Annotated in this window: 13 protein-coding genes; 4 read left to right on the top strand and 9 right to left on the bottom strand. The window is 73.2% G+C overall.

The genetic code is table 11. The features are described from left to right. Positions 1-10 precede the first annotated feature (10 nt). On the top strand, positions 11-1,954 hold the full coding sequence (locus tag CLT72_RS27620) for a proprotein convertase P-domain-containing protein (protein ID WP_199184654.1): 1,944 nt from the start codon (positions 11-13) through the stop codon (positions 1,952-1,954). A gap of 61 nt (positions 1,955-2,015) precedes the next feature. Here CLT72_RS27620 and CLT72_RS27615 read toward each other — a convergent pair whose 3' ends face one another. The 6 genes from CLT72_RS27615 to CLT72_RS27590 form a co-directional block, all read right to left on the bottom strand. Continuing rightward, positions 2,016-2,828, bottom strand: coding sequence for an ABC transporter permease (locus tag CLT72_RS27615; RefSeq protein ID WP_101414248.1), 813 nt, complete (start codon positions 2,826-2,828; stop codon positions 2,016-2,018). Between the two features lie 55 nt (positions 2,829-2,883). Continuing rightward, the gene (locus tag CLT72_RS27610) at positions 2,884-3,783 is read right to left on the bottom strand and encodes an ABC transporter permease (RefSeq protein ID WP_101414247.1); all 900 of its coding nucleotides are present in this window, start codon (positions 3,781-3,783) and stop codon (positions 2,884-2,886) included. Beyond that, positions 3,780-4,943 (bottom strand): ABC transporter ATP-binding protein, encoded by a 1,164-nt coding sequence (locus CLT72_RS27605; protein WP_101414246.1) that lies wholly within the window; start codon positions 4,941-4,943, stop codon positions 3,780-3,782. The genes CLT72_RS27610 and CLT72_RS27605 overlap by 4 nt, the downstream gene beginning before the upstream one ends. Before the next feature lie 5 nt (positions 4,944-4,948). Then, positions 4,949-6,133, bottom strand: coding sequence for a polyamine ABC transporter substrate-binding protein (locus CLT72_RS27600; protein WP_101414245.1), 1,185 nt, complete (start codon positions 6,131-6,133; stop codon positions 4,949-4,951). A 318-nt stretch (positions 6,134-6,451) separates the two neighbouring features. Beyond that, positions 6,452-6,676 (bottom strand): hypothetical protein, encoded by a 225-nt coding sequence (locus tag CLT72_RS27595; protein WP_101414244.1) that lies wholly within the window; start codon positions 6,674-6,676, stop codon positions 6,452-6,454. Between the two features lie 259 nt (positions 6,677-6,935). Further along, complete coding sequence (locus tag CLT72_RS27590) at positions 6,936-7,304, bottom strand: DUF3499 domain-containing protein (RefSeq protein ID WP_101414243.1); 369 nt, start codon at positions 7,302-7,304, stop codon at positions 6,936-6,938. A gap of 152 nt (positions 7,305-7,456) precedes the next feature. On the opposite strand from CLT72_RS27590, the gene CLT72_RS27585 reads away from it, so the two are divergent. Continuing rightward, positions 7,457-7,906, top strand: coding sequence for a metallopeptidase family protein (locus CLT72_RS27585; RefSeq protein ID WP_089001916.1), 450 nt, complete (start codon positions 7,457-7,459; stop codon positions 7,904-7,906). A 35-nt stretch (positions 7,907-7,941) separates the two neighbouring features. Here CLT72_RS27585 and CLT72_RS27580 read toward each other — a convergent pair whose 3' ends face one another. The 3 genes from CLT72_RS27580 to CLT72_RS27570 all read right to left on the bottom strand — a co-directional run bounded on the left by CLT72_RS27580 (position 7,942) and on the right by CLT72_RS27570 (position 13,036). Continuing rightward, entirely contained in the window at positions 7,942-8,199 is a 258-nt protein-coding gene (locus CLT72_RS27580; protein ID WP_007455784.1) for a WhiB family transcriptional regulator, read from the bottom strand. Positions 8,200-8,983: 784 nt separating this feature from the next. Continuing rightward, entirely contained in the window at positions 8,984-11,491 is a 2,508-nt protein-coding gene (locus CLT72_RS27575; RefSeq protein WP_101414242.1) for a bifunctional FO biosynthesis protein CofGH, read from the bottom strand. 582 nt (positions 11,492-12,073) lie between these two features. Next, positions 12,074-13,036 carry an ABC-2 transporter permease gene (locus tag CLT72_RS27570; protein ID WP_101414241.1) on the bottom strand — a complete coding sequence of 321 codons (963 nt, stop codon included), beginning with the start codon at positions 13,034-13,036 and terminating at the stop codon, positions 12,074-12,076. 99 nt (positions 13,037-13,135) lie between these two features. Here CLT72_RS27570 and cofD point away from each other — a divergent pair, with 99 nt between their 5' ends. Together cofD and CLT72_RS27560 are read left to right on the top strand one after the other, a co-directional pair. Further along, on the top strand, positions 13,136-14,083 hold the full coding sequence (gene cofD / locus CLT72_RS27565) for a 2-phospho-L-lactate transferase (RefSeq protein WP_101414240.1): 948 nt from the start codon (positions 13,136-13,138) through the stop codon (positions 14,081-14,083). Continuing rightward, the gene (locus tag CLT72_RS27560) at positions 14,080-15,168 is read left to right on the top strand and encodes a coenzyme F420-0:L-glutamate ligase (protein WP_101414239.1); all 1,089 of its coding nucleotides are present in this window, start codon (positions 14,080-14,082) and stop codon (positions 15,166-15,168) included. The genes cofD and CLT72_RS27560 overlap by 4 nt, the downstream gene beginning before the upstream one ends. The last annotated feature ends 23 nt before the right edge of the window (positions 15,169-15,191 follow it).

Below are 15,191 nucleotides of genomic sequence, written 5' to 3'. Positions count from 1 at the left end.
CACCCGAGGGATGACACTGCCCTATCCAGCCGTGCGCCGCTGGCGCGCCGGTGTGCTGACCGCAGCCGTCGCCACCGCCGTGGCGTTCGGTGCCCCGGCGATGGCCGCCCCCGCCGAGGGACAGATTCTCATGGCCGGCGGCGCAACCGCAGTCGACGAGTCGTACATCGTGGTGTTCAAGGACGCCTCGGTGGGCCGGGCCGACGTCACGAAGAAGGCGCGTGACCTCGCCGGCCGGCACCGCGGCGCGGTCAACCGGACGTACCAGAACGCGCTGCGCGGATTCGAGGCGCGGATGTCCGAGGCGGAGGCCAAGCGGCTCGCCGCCGACCCCTCGGTGCGCTACGTGCAGCAGAACCACACCATGCGGATCAGCGGTACGCAGAGCCCCACCCCGTCCTGGGGCCTGGACCGGCTCGACCAGCGCGCGCTGCCGCTGAACAACTCCTTCACCTACCCGAACACCGGCACGGGCGTGAAGGCGTACATCATCGACACCGGCATCCGGTTCAGCCACAGCGACTTCGGCGGTCGTGCCGTCTCCGGCTTCGACGCCATCGACGGCGGCACCGCCGACGACTGCAACGGGCACGGCACGCACGTGGCCGGCACGGTCGGCGGCACCGCCTACGGCGTGGCCAAGGGCGTCACGCTGGTCGGCGTACGGGTGCTCGACTGCGCGGGCAGCGGCACCAACGCCGGCGTCATCCAGGGCGTCGACTGGGTGACCGGCGACCACGCCGCCGGTCAGCTCGCGGTCGCCAACATGAGTCTCGGCGGCGGCTTCAACCAGGCCGTCAACGACGCGGTGGCCCGCTCCATCGCCGACGGCGTCAGCTACGGCCTCGCGGCCGGGAACGACAGCGGCGCGAACGCCTGCAACAGCTCCCCGGCCAGCACCCCGGCCGGGATCACCGTCGGCTCGACCACCAACACCGACGCCCGCTCGTCGTTCTCCAACATCGGCACCTGCCTGGACATCTTCGCCCCCGGCAGCTCGATCACCTCGGCCTGGCACACCGGCAACACGGCCACGAACACCATCAGCGGCACCTCGATGGCCACCCCGCACGTGGTCGGCGCCGCCGCGCTCGTGGTCGCCGCCAACCCGACGTTCACCCCGCAGCAGGTGCGCGACAAGCTCGTCGCCGACGCCACCAGCAACGCGGTGACCAGCCCCGGCACCGGCTCGCCCAACAAGCTGCTGTACGTCGGCGACGGCGGCACCACGCCCCCGCCGCCGCCCCCGCCGACCGGCTGCACCCAGACCAACGGCACCGACGTGACCGTCCGCGACAACGCCACGGTGGAGAGCACCATCACCATCGCGGGCTGCACCGGCAACGCCGGCGCCGCCAGCACCGTCGCCGTCGACCTGGTGCACACGTACGTCGGTGACCTCGTCGTCAGCCTCGTCGCCCCCGACGGCAGCGCCTACCCGCTGCACAACCGCACCGGCGGCTCCGCCGACAACATCAACCAGACCTACACCGTCAACCTCTCCTCCGAGGTCGCCAACGGCACCTGGAAGCTGCGCGTCCAGGACGCCGCCAGCGGCGACACCGGCTACCTGAACAGCTGGACGCTCAACCTGGGCGGCTCCGGCTCGACGGACTGCACCGGCAGCAACGCCAACAACGTGACCGTCGGCGACAACGCGACCGTCACCAGCAGCATCGCGATCACCGGCTGCACCGGCACCGCCTCGTCGACCAGCAAGGTCGCCGTGCAGATCGTGCACACCTACGTCGGTGACCTCGTCGTCAGCCTCGTCGCCCCCGACGGCAGCGCCTACCCGCTGCACAACCGCTCGGGCGGTTCCGCCGACAACATCAACCAGACCTACACCGTCAACCTGTCCTCGGAGACCCGCAACGGCACCTGGAACCTGCGGGTCCAGGACGCCGCGTCCGGCGACACCGGCTACATCGACGGCTGGACCCTGACCCTCTAGGGTTCGTCAGCTCCAGGTGCGGCGCTCAGCACGGCCGCGCCGGAGGGCCCCTCGCCACCGCTCACGCGCGGCGAGGGGCCCTCCTCGTCCGCCGCCCCCGCAGGGTGCCGGTCAGCACCAGCAGCAGCGCGACCGCGAACATGGCGGTGCCGATGACGTTGACCTGCGGCGGGATGCCCCGCTGGGCGGCACCCCAGACGTACATGGGGAACGTGACGGTGGTGCCGGCGTTGAAGTTCGTCACGATGAAGTCGTCGAAGGAGAGCGAGAACGCCAGCAGCGCGGCGGCCACGATGCCGGGCAGCGCCAGCGGCAGGGTGATCCGCCGGAAGGTCTGCCACTCGCTCGCGTAGAGGTCCATCGCGGCCTCCTCCAGCCGGGGGTCCATCCCGGCCAGCCGCGCCTTGACAGTGACCACCACGAACGACAGGCAGAACATGACGTGCGCGACGACGACGGTCCAGAAGCCCTGCGGCACCCCGGCGGAGACGAAGAGGGCCAGCAGCGAGGTGCCCATCACCAGTTCGGGGGTGGCCATCGGCAGGAAGATCAGCACGTTGATCCCGGCGCGGCCGCGGAACCGGTGCCGTGCCAGCGCGAACGCCATCAGGGTGCCGAGCACCGTGGCGACCACGGTGGCGACGAAGCCGATCTGGACGCTGCGCACCACCGCGTCGCACATGTCGGAGGTGGCGCACGGGTTGCGCCAGTTGTCGAGCGTGAACTCGGCGAAGTCGTACGACAGGCGGCTGGAGGGGCGGTTGAAGGAGAGCGCCGCGACCACGGCGACCGGCAGGAGCAGGTAGCCGAGCACCAGCAGGGCCACGCCCACGACCCACCGGTCGGCCAGCCACCGGCCTGCTCTCGCACTCACAGGGCCGGCCTCTCGTTCGCGACTGCGAGGCGCCGCTGCGCTGCACTCCTCGCGCTCACGGGTTGCTCCCGTTCGTCCGCAGGTAGCCGAAGACCACCGCGAGGATCGCCGCCATCAGCAGGAACGACAGCGCCGCGCCCTGCGGGTAGTCCAGCCGGACCAGGAACGCCGAGTCGATGACGTTGCCGATCATGTATTCGTTGGGGGTGCCGAGCAGTTCGGCGTTGATGTAGTCGCCGCTGGCCGGGATGAAGAACAGCAGCGTGCCGGCGACCAGGCCGGGCATCGACAGCGGCAGCGTGACCCGCCGGAAGGTCCGCCACGGGCCGGCGTAGAGGTCGCCGGCCGCCTCCAGCAGCCGGGGGTCGAGCCGCTCCAGGCTCGCGTACAGCGGCAGCACCAGGAAGGGCAGGAAGTTGTACGTCAGGCCGAGCACCACCGCGACGGGGGTGGCCAGCAGCCGGCCGTCGGCGCCGAGCAGGTGTGCGTCGCGCAGCAGCCCGACGAGCCAGCCGTTGTCCGACAGGATGGTCTTCCACGCCAGCGTGCGCACCAGGAAGCTGGTGAACATCGGCGCGACCACGCAGACCAGCAGCAGGTTCTTCCACCGGCCGGCCTTCTGCGCGATGGCGTACGCGAGCGGGTAGCCGGCCAGCAGCGCCAGCACCAGGGCGGCGCCCGCGTAGCCGAAGGAGCGTCCGAACTGCGGCCAGTACGCGGCGAGCGCGTCGGGGTAGTTGCCGAACGCCCAGGCCATCGCGTACCCGGTGGCGAGCGAGCCGGCGGGGTCGTAGAGGCTGGCGGCGGCGAGCTGCACCAGCGGCACCGCGAAGAAGAGCACCAGCCACGCCGTAGCGGGCAACAGCAGCAGGTACGGCAGGAGCCCCTGCCGTCCGGGCCGGCGGGGCGGCGCCGGCTCGCCGGCCCCGGTTCGCAGCCGCGCCGGGGCGCTCACGAGGACGCGCCGACCGGCTCGTCCCGCACCGGCGCGCGATCCTGCTCGCCGACCTCCCGGGGCAGCAGGAAGGCGTGCCGCGGGTCCCAGTACGCGACCGCCTCCGCGCCCACCGGCACCGGCCGGGCGGTGCCCGTGTTGGCCACGAAGACCGACAGCTCGCCGCCCCAGCCGGTACGCAGCAGGTACTGGGTGCTCACCCCCACGTAGGAGGCGTCGGTGACGATGCCGGTGAGGTGCTGGCACCCGGCGGGGACCTGGTCGGCGGAGTCGACCAGGTGCAGCTTCTCCGGGCGTACGCCCAGGTGGACCGGACCCCGCTCGACCCGGGCCCGGCCGGCGGGCACCGAGAAGCGACGGCCGTGCGCCGACACCGACACCTCGCCGCTGCCCGCGCCGGCCGCCTCGCCGGCGAGCAGGTTGGACCGGCCGAGGAAGTTCGCCACGAACGCCGTGGCCGGGTACTCGTAGAGGTCGGCGGGGGCGCCGAGCTGCTCGATCCGCCCGGCGTTCAGCACCGCGACGGTGTCGGCCAGCGTCATGGCCTCCTCCTGGTCGTGGGTGACGTGCACGAACGTGATGCCGACCTCGGTCTGGATCCGCTTGAGTTCGAGCTGCATCCGCCGGCGCAGCGTCAGGTCCAGCGCGCCGAGCGGCTCGTCGAGCAGCAGCACCTGCGGGCGGTTGACCAGGGCCCGGGCCAGCGCGACGCGCTGCTGTTGCCCGCCGGAGAGCTGGGCGGGGCGGCGGTGGCCGTGGTCGTCGAGCTGCACCAGCGCGAGCATGCCCATGACCTCGTCGTCGACGGAGCGGATGCCCCGCCGGCGCAGGCCGAACGCGACGTTCTCGAAGACGTCCAGGTGCGGGAAGAGGGCGTAGCTCTGGAAGACGGTGTTCACGGGCCGCTTGTGCGGGCGCAGCCGGGTGACGTCCCGTTCGCCCAGCAGCACCTGCCCGCCGGTGGGCTCCTCCAGGCCGGCGATCATCCGCAGCGTGGTGGTCTTGCCGCAGCCGGACGGGCCGAGCAGGGCGAAGTACGCGCCCTGCGCGACGGTCAGGCTGAGGTCGTCCACCGCCGTGACGGCGCCGAACCGCTTGGTGAGGTCGGCCAGCCGGAGGTCGCCGGCCGGGCTCCCGCGCCCCGCAGTCGTCGTGCCCATCCCGCTCACGCCCCGATGACCTGCTGGAACTTGCCCTCGTACTCGCGTTCCTGCTTCTCGTCCAGCGCCATGAAGACCTTGGACCTGGCGAGCATGGCGTCGTCGGGGAAGATCAGCGGGTGGGCCGCCAGCGCCGGGTCGATCTTCTCCATCTCGGCCTGGGCGCCCCGCACGGGGCAGATGTAGTTGACGAACGCGGCGAGCCGGGCGGCGATCGCCGGGTCGTAGTAGTGGTCGACGAGCCGCTCGGCGTTGCCCTTGTGGGTGGCCCTGTTCGGCACCACCACGTTGTCCGACCAGATCATCGCACCGGAGTCGGGTACCACGAACCGGATCTTGTCGTCGTCGAAGCCGAGCTGGACGGCGTCGCCGGACCAGCCGATGCAGGCGGCGACGTCGCCTCTGGCGAGTTCCGGCGCGTAGTCGTTGCCGGTGAACCGGCGGATCTGCCCGGCGGCGACCGCCTTCCTCAGCTTGGCGAGCGCGTCGTCGAACTGGGCGCCGGTGAAGTTCGCCGGGTCGTGGCCGTTCGACTGGAGCAGCAGGCCCATGGTGTCGCGCATCTCGGCCAGCACGGTCACCCTGCCCTTGAGGTCGGGGCGGGTGAGCAGTTCGTCGACCGTACGGATCTCCCTGGTCACCCTGCCGTTGTAGGCGAGGCCGGCCAGGCCGGACTGCCACGGGATGGCGAGCCGGTCCTCGGGGTCGAAGGACCGGCCGCGCAGCGAGGGCAGCAGGTTGGCCCCGACGTTGGGCAGCTTCGACGTGTCGAGCTTCTGGACCCAGCCGAGCCGGATCATCCGCGCCGACATCCAGTCGCTGAGCACCATGATGTCCCGCCCGGTGGGCTGGCATCCCGCGAGCTGGTTCCGCACCTTGCCGAAGAACTCGTTGTTGTCGTTGATGTCCTCGGTGTAGGTGACCTGGATGCCGCTCTTTGCGACGAACGCGTCCAGGGTGGGCCGCTTGGCGGCGTCGGCGTCGTCCACGTCCATGTACTGCGGCCAGTTGGAGAACGTCAGCGTCTTCTCCGTGCCGGACAGGTCCTCGCTGACGCAGCCGGCCTCCGTCTGGGTGGCGGCCCTGGTGCCGCAGCCGGCCAGCGAGCCGCCCGCCACCAGCAGGGCTGCCGAGCCGAGCGCGTTGGTCAGCAGCCCGCGCCGGGTGAGGGGCCGAAGGGGAGTTCGCATGTGACGACTCCTTGAGGTCATCGTCGGCGGGCAGGCGGGAGTGGCGCGCCGACGGGACGTCAGGTGCGGTGAACGACAGATCTTGGCATGGGCCGACGGCGACGACGGACGGCGGGTGGGTGTCCGACAACGCCGCCGGATTCCGGCGGCGACGGCGGTGGTGGTGTCTGTTCGGCCCGATACCCCAGAGGTATTTGTATGCCACACCGGTATCAGCGCTCCGGCGGCATGGTTCGTCCGCTGCACGCGCCTCGAACGTCATCCGTCAGCCGGACCGCGCCGCGAGCCCACCGGTCAAGGGGGCCGCCTGGTCACCGCCTACGCCGTGCCGTCGATCAGACTCGTCCACAGGTCGCCTGAGCCGAAGCTGCGCGGACAGGCGTGCAGCCTGCGGCACCGCCCGATCAGCCGGCGTGCCCGTGCCGGCCGGTCGATCCGACGAACGTTCTCCGCCAACGACTCGGCCGTCTCACCCTTCTCGGCCATCGCCACCCGCAGCACCTCGTTCACCCGCCAGCCCTCCGCACCCCGCCGTTCCGTCACGCTGGGCCGCACGATAGACACGCTTCGTACTGCCGTCTGCGGCCTGTCGGCGTGTCGGGGTGGGACGTGTTTCACCCATCTCAGGTGTGCCGGGAGGGTCCGAAAAGGGCCCCGGAAGTGTCCACACTGGCCGCCGCGTCCTGGGCGCATCGACGGGGCAGCTCGACAGCGCACAGGTGGTGTGGTCGCGGCGGCAGGTCCCGCCGGTCGCACTCGCCCCCAACGCCCCGGCGCAGCCGGGGCCGTGCGCCTCAGCGGATCAGTGGTTCGGGGGGATGACGCGCAGGTGACCCCGGCGGCCCGTCTGGGGGGTCGAGTTGGTGGCCTTGTCGTCCTCGGGCGGGCGCGGGGCCACCGGGCGGGCGGCCTCGCGGACGGCCTCGGCGAGGGCGACCAGGTCGTCGGTGGTGGGCGGCGGAGGCTCGAACTCGCCCTCGTGCCGGACGACGTCCCAGCCGCGCGGCGCCGTCAGGCTCCGGGCGTGCGGTTCACAGAGGTCGTACGTGTGCGGCTCGGCGAACGCCGCCAACGGGCCGACCACCGCTGTGGACTCGTTGTAGACATAGGTCAGCGTGGCGACCGCTTGCCGGGGGCAGCCATTACGGGAGCAGCGCCGTGGTGACCTCACGGCGGCAGGGTATCTCCATTACCGGGTCGGGCGCACTGCTTCGCGTTGCGACACGCCCGTCACGGTGATCACAATTCGGCCCGGTCGGTCGCGCCGCGCCGCGCCGGTGCCGCTGTCGCAGGCCAGGTCGGTGCGGGCGCTAACCTTTCCTCATGACGAGCCCGGAACACCGCCGCCCCGGCCCCGGCCGGCGCGCCCACCGCGACCGGCACGGCCGCGGTCTGCGCGGGCGGCTGGTGCCGGCGACGGTGCCGTTGGCGCGTACGAAGGCGGAGATCTTCGACGATCTGGTGCTGGACACGGTCGAGACCCTCGAACGGCGGTTCGCCAAGGAGCTGGCCGGCGTCGAGTTCGCGGTGGAAGACGTTCCGCCGGACCTCAACGTCTACGACTCCGACGTGCTGGAGGACGGCGAGGTGCCGCTCGCCCGACTGTTGCCCGGCCGGCCGGGCCGACAGGAGGTGCCGCCGCGGATCGTGCTCTACCGCCGGCCGTTGGAGTTCCGTGCGATGGATCGCGAGGACCTCGCGGATCTCGTGCACGACGTGATCATCGAACAGGTGGCCAATCTGCTCGGGGTAGACCCCGACGAGTTGGCCTGAGCCGGGCGGCCCCCACCGCCCCGGCCCGGCAACGCTCAGGCGGCACGCCGCTTGAGCTTGCGCCGCTCCCGCTCCGAGAGCCCGCCCCAGATCCCGAATCGCTCGTCGTGGCCGAGAGCGTATTCGAGGCATTCCGTCTTCACCTCGCAGCGCGAGCAGATCCGCTTCGCCTCGCGGGTCGAGCCGCCCTTCTCGGGAAAGAACGCCTCCGGATCGGTTTGGGAGCAGAGCGCCCGCTCCTGCCACTCCGGCGCGTTTCCGAGCAGGTCGGCCACCTCAAGCTGGCCGTCCATCAGATGCCTCCTTGTCGCGCACCGGCGTCATCGCCGCTGCAACCCCCCACGCGGAAGGCGTGCTTGTCCGTACGGTCCCGATTTGTTGCGTTCCGCGCGAACAACCCCATTCAAATTACACGCGTGTAATGCGTGCGCCGTCAAGCCGGACTTGATAATGGAGTCGCCCTCCCGACAACACTCCGGACGGCCACCCGACCACCCGGCCCCGCAACCTGCCCTATCGATTCAGACCCCGGCCGAGTAACGCCCTCTCCGGCGAGTTGCCCGAGTTTTCTCCCGTGGCGCTTCCCCGTCGGACCGACGGGGACAGGCGATGGAGACCCTCGGAAGTCACCCACCACGATCCGTTGATCTTGGTGGGGCACAGGTTAACCCGACTTGGCGCGTACCGCCCGTCGAGCCCGGGACGGCGACCGCGCCGCGCCCACCATGTGGACGCGGCGCGACGGCGCGAGGCGGCTCCCCCGCCTCCGCTCAGCCGCCGACACGCTGCTGCGCCGGGCGCTTCCGGCGGCGCTCCACCCGCGACGGAAATCCCGCCCGATCGAGGCGCTTCGGTCCCAACAGGCGGTACGGGCACGGCCGTCGCGCCCGCCCTGACGACAGTGCCGGACGCGGAATCCGGCGTGGACGGTCGCCACGACCGTCGATGTCCCCTGCGGCCGACCAGCGCGGATCGACACGCGACCCGTCAGGGCGGAGCACCGCGCGACCCGTCAGGGCGAGACCGCCGTACGACCGGTTCGAGCGGGCTGCCGCGACCCGCCGGGCGGCGGCCGGGCTATGGCCGGGGGCTGCCGTACGCCGTCGTGCGCCTGCGGGCCGGTCGACCGGCCGCTGCCGCCATGGCGATCAACTGCTCCTCGGTACGCGCCGATCCGTTGCCGGAGCCGGCCATCCGGGAGATCGTCTCCTCCATCAGCGTGCCGCCCAGGTCGTTGCAGCCGCCCCGGAGCATCACCGCCGTGCCCTCGTCGCCGAGCTTCACCCACGAGCACTGGATGTTGTCGATGCGGCCGTGCAGCAGCAGCCGGGCCATCGCGTGCACGACCCGGTTCTCGCGCCACGTCGGCCCCGGGCGGGCGATTCCGGCCAGGTAGATCGGCGCGTTCGTGTGCACGAACGGCAGCGCCACGAACTCGGTGAAGCCGCCCGTACGGTCCTGCAACCCGGCGAGCACCCGGAAGTGCGCGAGCCACTGCCCGGGGTGGTCGACGTGGCCGTACATCATCGTGGAGCTGGACCGGATGCCCAGTTCGTGGGCCGTGCCGACCACGTCGACCCAGGCGGCGGCCGGCAGCTTGCCCTTGGTGAGCACCCAGCGCACGTCGTCGTCGAGGATCTCGGCGGCGGTGCCCGGGATGGTGTCCAGCCCCGCCTCGCGCAGCCCGGTCAGCCACTCCCGCACCGACACGCCGGCCTTGGCGGCGGCGGTGACGATCTCCATCGGCGAGAACGCGTGCACATGCATCCCCGGCACCCGCGCCTTGATCGCCCGGACCAGGTCGGCGTAGACGGTCACCGGCAGCTTCGGGTCGATCCCGCCCTGGAGGCACACCTCGCTGGCGCCGGCCGCCCACGCCTCCTCAGCCCGGTCGGCGACCTGCTCCACCGAGAGCCGGTAGGCGTCAGCGTCGCGCTCCCGCTGGGCGAAGGCGCAGAACCGGCAGCCGACATAGCAGACGTTGCTGAAGTTGATGTTGCGGTTGACCACGTACGTCACGTCGTCGCCGACCGCCGCCCGGCGGACGTCGTCGGCGAGCCGGCACAGCTCGTCCAGCGCCGGCCCGTCGGCGCCGAACAGCGCCAGCGCGGCGTCGGCGTGCCTCGGCTCCAGCAGCGCGGCCGGGTCGTCGGCGGCCAGCCGCAGGCCGGCCCGCAGGTCGTCGTCGGTCCCGCCCCCGCCGCCGGCGGTGACCTTGCCGGCCACCTCGGACCAGTCGCCGTAGACGTGGTCGAAGTCGCCGCGCCGATCGCCCGTCCGCCCGGTCGTGTCGATGGTCGCGTGCAGGTCGGTCCGCCCGCCGTACGTCTCGTCGGGCTCCTGCCAGGGGCGGCCCACCGGCCGGGCGTCCTCGACGGCCAGCCCCGTCGCCGGATCGGCCAGCGCGCCGACGTGCGGCAGCAGGCGCGGGTCCAGCCACGGGTCACCGGCCCGCACGTACTCGGGGTAGATCGTCAGCCGCTCGCGCAGCGTGAAGCCCGACTTCTCCGTGTGCCGGGCCAACTCGTCGATCTGCGGCCAGGGGCGCTCCGGGTTGACGTGGTCCGGGGTCAACGGGGAGACCCCGCCCCAGTCGTCGATGCCGGCGCGCAGCAGCAGGTCGTACTCGCCCGCGATGAGGTTCGGCGGGGCCTGGATGCGGGCCTTCGGCCCGAGCAGCACCCGGGTCACCGCCACCGTGGCGGCCAGGTCGCGCAGCTCGGCGTCGGGCATGCCGCGCATCGCCGTGTCCGGCTTCGCGCGGAAGTTCTGCACGATCACCTCCTGGAGGTGGCCGTACTCGCGGTGGGCCCGGCGGATCGCGAAGATCGCGTCGACCCGCTCGGCCGGGGTCTCGCCGATGCCGATCAGGATGCCCGTGGTGAACGGCACCCCGACCCGGCCAGCGTCGTCGAGCACCCGCAGCCGTACCGCCGGCTCCTTGTCCGGCGAGCCGAAGTGCGGACCGCCCGGCTCCGACCACAGCCGCGTCGCCGTGGTCTCCAGCATCATCCCCATGCTGGGCGCGACGGGCTTGAGCCGCTGCAACTCCGACCAGGAGAGCACGCCCGGGTTCAGGTGCGGCAGCAGCCCGGTCTCCTCCAGCACCGCCACCGCGCAGGCGCGCAGGTAGTCCAGCGTGGAGTCGTAGCCGCGCTCGTCGAGCCACCGCCGGGCCGCCGGCCAGCGCTCCTCCGGCCGGTCGCCGAGCGTGAAGAGGGCCTCCTTGCAGCCCTGGGCCGCCCCCGCCCGGGCGATGGCGAGGACCTCGTCGCGGTCGAGGAAGGCCGCCGGCAGCCGGTGCGGCACCGTCGCGAAGGTGCAGTAGTGGCACCGGTCCCGGCACAGCCGGGTGAGGGGGATGAAGACCTTCTTCGAGTACGTGACCACGCCCGGCCGCCCGGCCTCGCGCAGCCCGGCGTCGCGCACGGCGCCCGCCACGTCCAGCAGTTCGTCCAGCGCCCCGCCCCGGGCGGCCAGCAGCGCGGCGGCCTCGTCGACGTCCAGCGTCCGCCCGGTCGCGGCCCGGTGCAGTGCCCGCCGCACGCTCGCGTCGGTCGGGCCGGGCACGGTGCGATCAACCATCCGCCCAGCCTAGGCGCTCATCCGGCCCGTTCCGCCCCTGCCCACCTGGGCCCACGACGTGAACATGCGCACCCCCGCGCCCATCCCTCACACCGTGCTGAGCCCGCCCCCGGTCCTGCCGACCCGCCCCTGGCAGTGCCGGCAGCCCCTGGCAGTGCCCGCATCCCCTGGCCGGTGCCCGCAGCCCCTGGCCAGTGCCCGCATCCCCGGGCAGTGCCCGCATCCCCTGGGCGTGCCGGCCCACCCCTCGCCGGCACTGCCCGACGAACCAGCGGTGATCAGGACGTCATGTACCTGAAACGGGCCGGGATACGTCCATGCCGTCCTGATCACGGGGGTGCCGCGAGGCGGAGGCGGGCGCTCGGGGTGGGATGGGTGCGACGGTGGACGGTGGGATGGGGTGCGCACGGCGAGCGGAGTGGGTGGGACGGCGAGCGCCCCGCACGGCGAGCGGGGTGGGTGGGACGGCGGAGCGGAGTGGGCGGGGCGGGGTGCGGCGGTGGGCGGCGAGCGGGGTGGGTGGGACGGCGAGCGCCCCGCACGGTGGGCCGTGCGGGGCGCTCGGGTGGAACGTGACCTCGATCAGCGAGGGGCGTCCGGGTTGTCGCCGGGATCGATGCGCTGGGTGCGGTCGGTCTCGTCGCCGGTGGGACGCGGAATCGCCTGGGTGGGCTCGGCGTGCTCGACGGGCTGGCGCGGGATCGCCTGGGTGGGGTCGGCCGAGGGCGGCGGGCCGAACGGCGGGGCGCTCTGCGGCTGGCCGAACGGCGGCGGCGCGGGGGTGGCCGGGGGCGCGGACTGCGGCGCCGGAGCCGGGGGCGCCGACTGCGGTGCCGGGGCGAACGGGGAACCCTGCTGCGGGCCGCCGGCGAACGGCGCGGGCTGCTGACCGTACGGGGCGCCGTAGGGGCCCGGCGCCTGCCAGGCGCCCTGCTGGCCCGGGACCTGCTGGCCCGGGACCTGCTGGCCGGGGACCTGCTGGCCCGGGGCGGGGTAGCCGCCCTGCTGCTGCGGCCACCCGGGCTGCGGCTGGCCGTACACGCCGGGCTGGGGCTTCGGCTTGGGCACGTGGTAGAGGGTGCGCCAGATCTTGAACACGACGTACGCGGCGACCGCGAAGAGCGCCAGCCAGGCCACGCGGCTGAGCAGGCCAAGGAAGGCGTCGAGGATCTCGCCCTCGGCCAGCCGGTCGACCGTCCAGAAGAGGAAGGTCAGCCCGCCGAACAGGGCGCTGACGGCGTACTCGCCCAGGGCGACCTGGGTGATCAGCTTCGCCTTCGGCACCGGGGGCTTCACGTGCGTGGCGAGCAGTACGGCCAGCAGCGGCAGGAAGACCGCCTCCACGCCGACGAAGGCGAAGAAGGCGCTGCCCGCCCGGCCGCCGACTGTGCTGTACTCGGTCGGCGTCACCAGCCGGATCAGGCCGACGAAGAGGAACACGGCGTTCGCGCCGAGGAGCACGAAGGCGGCGAGTTCACGCAGCGGCTTGGTCAGCTGGCTGGCCTGCGTCGCGTCGTTGGACGCGGGCTCGGCGGGGCTGGTCACGGGATCCCCCTCGGGGCGAATGCGGACGGTTGCCGACGTGAGCCTAGTCTCCCCGCCCATCGGCGGACCGGAGGCGGCCCGTGCGCGAGGATGGGCGGCATGCGCATCGTGGTTCTGACGGGCGGCATCGGAGGCGCTCGCTTCCTGGTCGGCGTGCGGGCGTACGCCCGGGAGGTCGGCGCCGAGGTGACCGCCGTGGTCAACGTCGGTGACGATCTGCTCCTGCACGGGCTCAAGGTCTGCCCCGACCTGGACAGCGTCATGTACACGCTGGGTGGCGGCGCCGACCCCGAGCGGGGCTGGGGGCGCCTCGGCGAGAGCTGGACGGTCAAGCAGGAACTCGCCGCGTACGGTGCCGAGCCCACCTGGTTCGGGCTCGGCGACAAGGACGTCGCCACCCACCTGGTGCGGACCACGATGGTCAACGCCGGCTACCCGCTGCACGCGGTCACCGAGGCCCTCGCCGAACGCTGGCAGCCCGGCGTACGCCTGCTGCCGGCGACCGACGACCGGCTGGAGACGCACGTGGTGGTGGAGCTCGACGGCGGCCAGCGGGCGATCCACTTCCAGGAGTGGTGGGTGCGCCACCGCGGTGACGTCCCCACCCACCGATTCGTCTTCGTCGGCGCGGAGACCGCCCGGCCCGCGCCCGGGGTGCTGGAGGCGATCGCCGGGGCCGACGTGGTGCTCATCGCGCCGAGCAACCCGGTGGTGAGCGTCGCCCCGATCCTGGCCGTGCCCGGGCTGCGCGAGGCGGTCGCCGACGGTCCCGCCCCGGTGGTCGGCGTGTCGCCGATCATCGGCGGCGCACCGGTGCGCGGCATGGCCGACCGCTGCCTGGCGGTGCTGGGGGTGGAGTGCAGCGCGGCCGGCGTGGGGCGGCTCTACGGCGGCCGGCCGGCCGGCGGGCTGCTCGACGGCTGGCTGGTCGCCGAGGAGGACGCCGGCGCCGTGGTGCCGGAGGTGACGGTCCGCGCGGCGCCGCTGCGGATGACCGACGAGGCGGCGACGGCGGCCATGGTCCGCGCCGCGCTGGAGCTGACGTGAGGCTGGAGATCCTGCCGGTGCCGGGCATCGGCCACGTGTCCGAGGGCGACGACCTGGCGGCCCTGATCGCCACCGCGGCGCCCTGGCTGCGCGACGGCGACGTGCTGGTGGTGACCAGCAAGATCGTCTCGAAGGCGGAGGGCCGCCTGGTCGACGTACCGGCGGACGGCCCGGAGCGGCTCGCCGCGCGGGACGAGGTGCTGGCCGCCGAGACGGCACGGGTGGTGGCCACCCGGGGCGCCACCCGCATCGTGCAGACCCACCACGGCTTCGTGATGGCGTCGGCCGGCATCGACGCCTCGAACGTCGACAAGACCCGGCTCGTCCTGCTCCCCGAGGACCCGGACGCCTCGGCCCGGGCGCTGCGCGCCGCCCTGCGCGAGCGCCACGGCGTGGACGTCGCGGTGATCGTCAGCGACACGATGGGCCGGCCCTGGCGCAACGGGCTGACCGACGTCGCGCTCGGTGTCGCCGGCATGGACGCGATCCGCGACCACCGGGGCGAGGTCGACCCGTACGGCAACGAGCTCCAGCTCACCCAGATGGCGGTGGTGGACGAGCTGGCCGGCGCGGGCGAACTGATCAAGGGCAAGTGCGACCAGATGCCGGTGGCGGTGGTACGCGGCTACCTCACCGCCCCCCGGCCGGACGACGGGGTCGGCGCGTCGGCGCTGGTCCGGGACGCCTCGATGGACCTGTTCTCGCTGGGCACCGCCGAGGCGAAGGCCGCCGGGCTGGCCGCCGCCGCCACCCTGGCGGACGGCCTCAACCCGACCCCGCCCGCCCCGGAGGCCGTACGCCGGGCGATCGGCGTGGTCGCGGGCGTCGTCGCGCCCGGCACGGTCTTCAGCCTGGTCGGCGACGAGGAGGCCCACGCCGGGCTGACCGCCCGGGTGCCCGGGTGGCCGGCGGAGGCGACGACGCTGGTGCTCGGTTCCCCGGCCACCCCGGCCGGCCCGGTCGACCTGGTCCGCTTCGGCGCCGACCTGCAACGTCTCCGCACCGCCCTGGCGGCCGAGGGCGTCGCCTCCCTGCTGCTCCCCCCGCCCCCGGGCACCACCGCCAGCGCGGCGCTCGCCCTCTGACGGCGCCCCGGGCGGAGTCACCA

It is taken from the genome of Micromonospora sp. CNZ309 (assembly GCF_002846525.1).
Note: the sequence above shows the minus strand (reverse complement) of the source record. Positions and strands in the feature narration are given on the sequence as shown.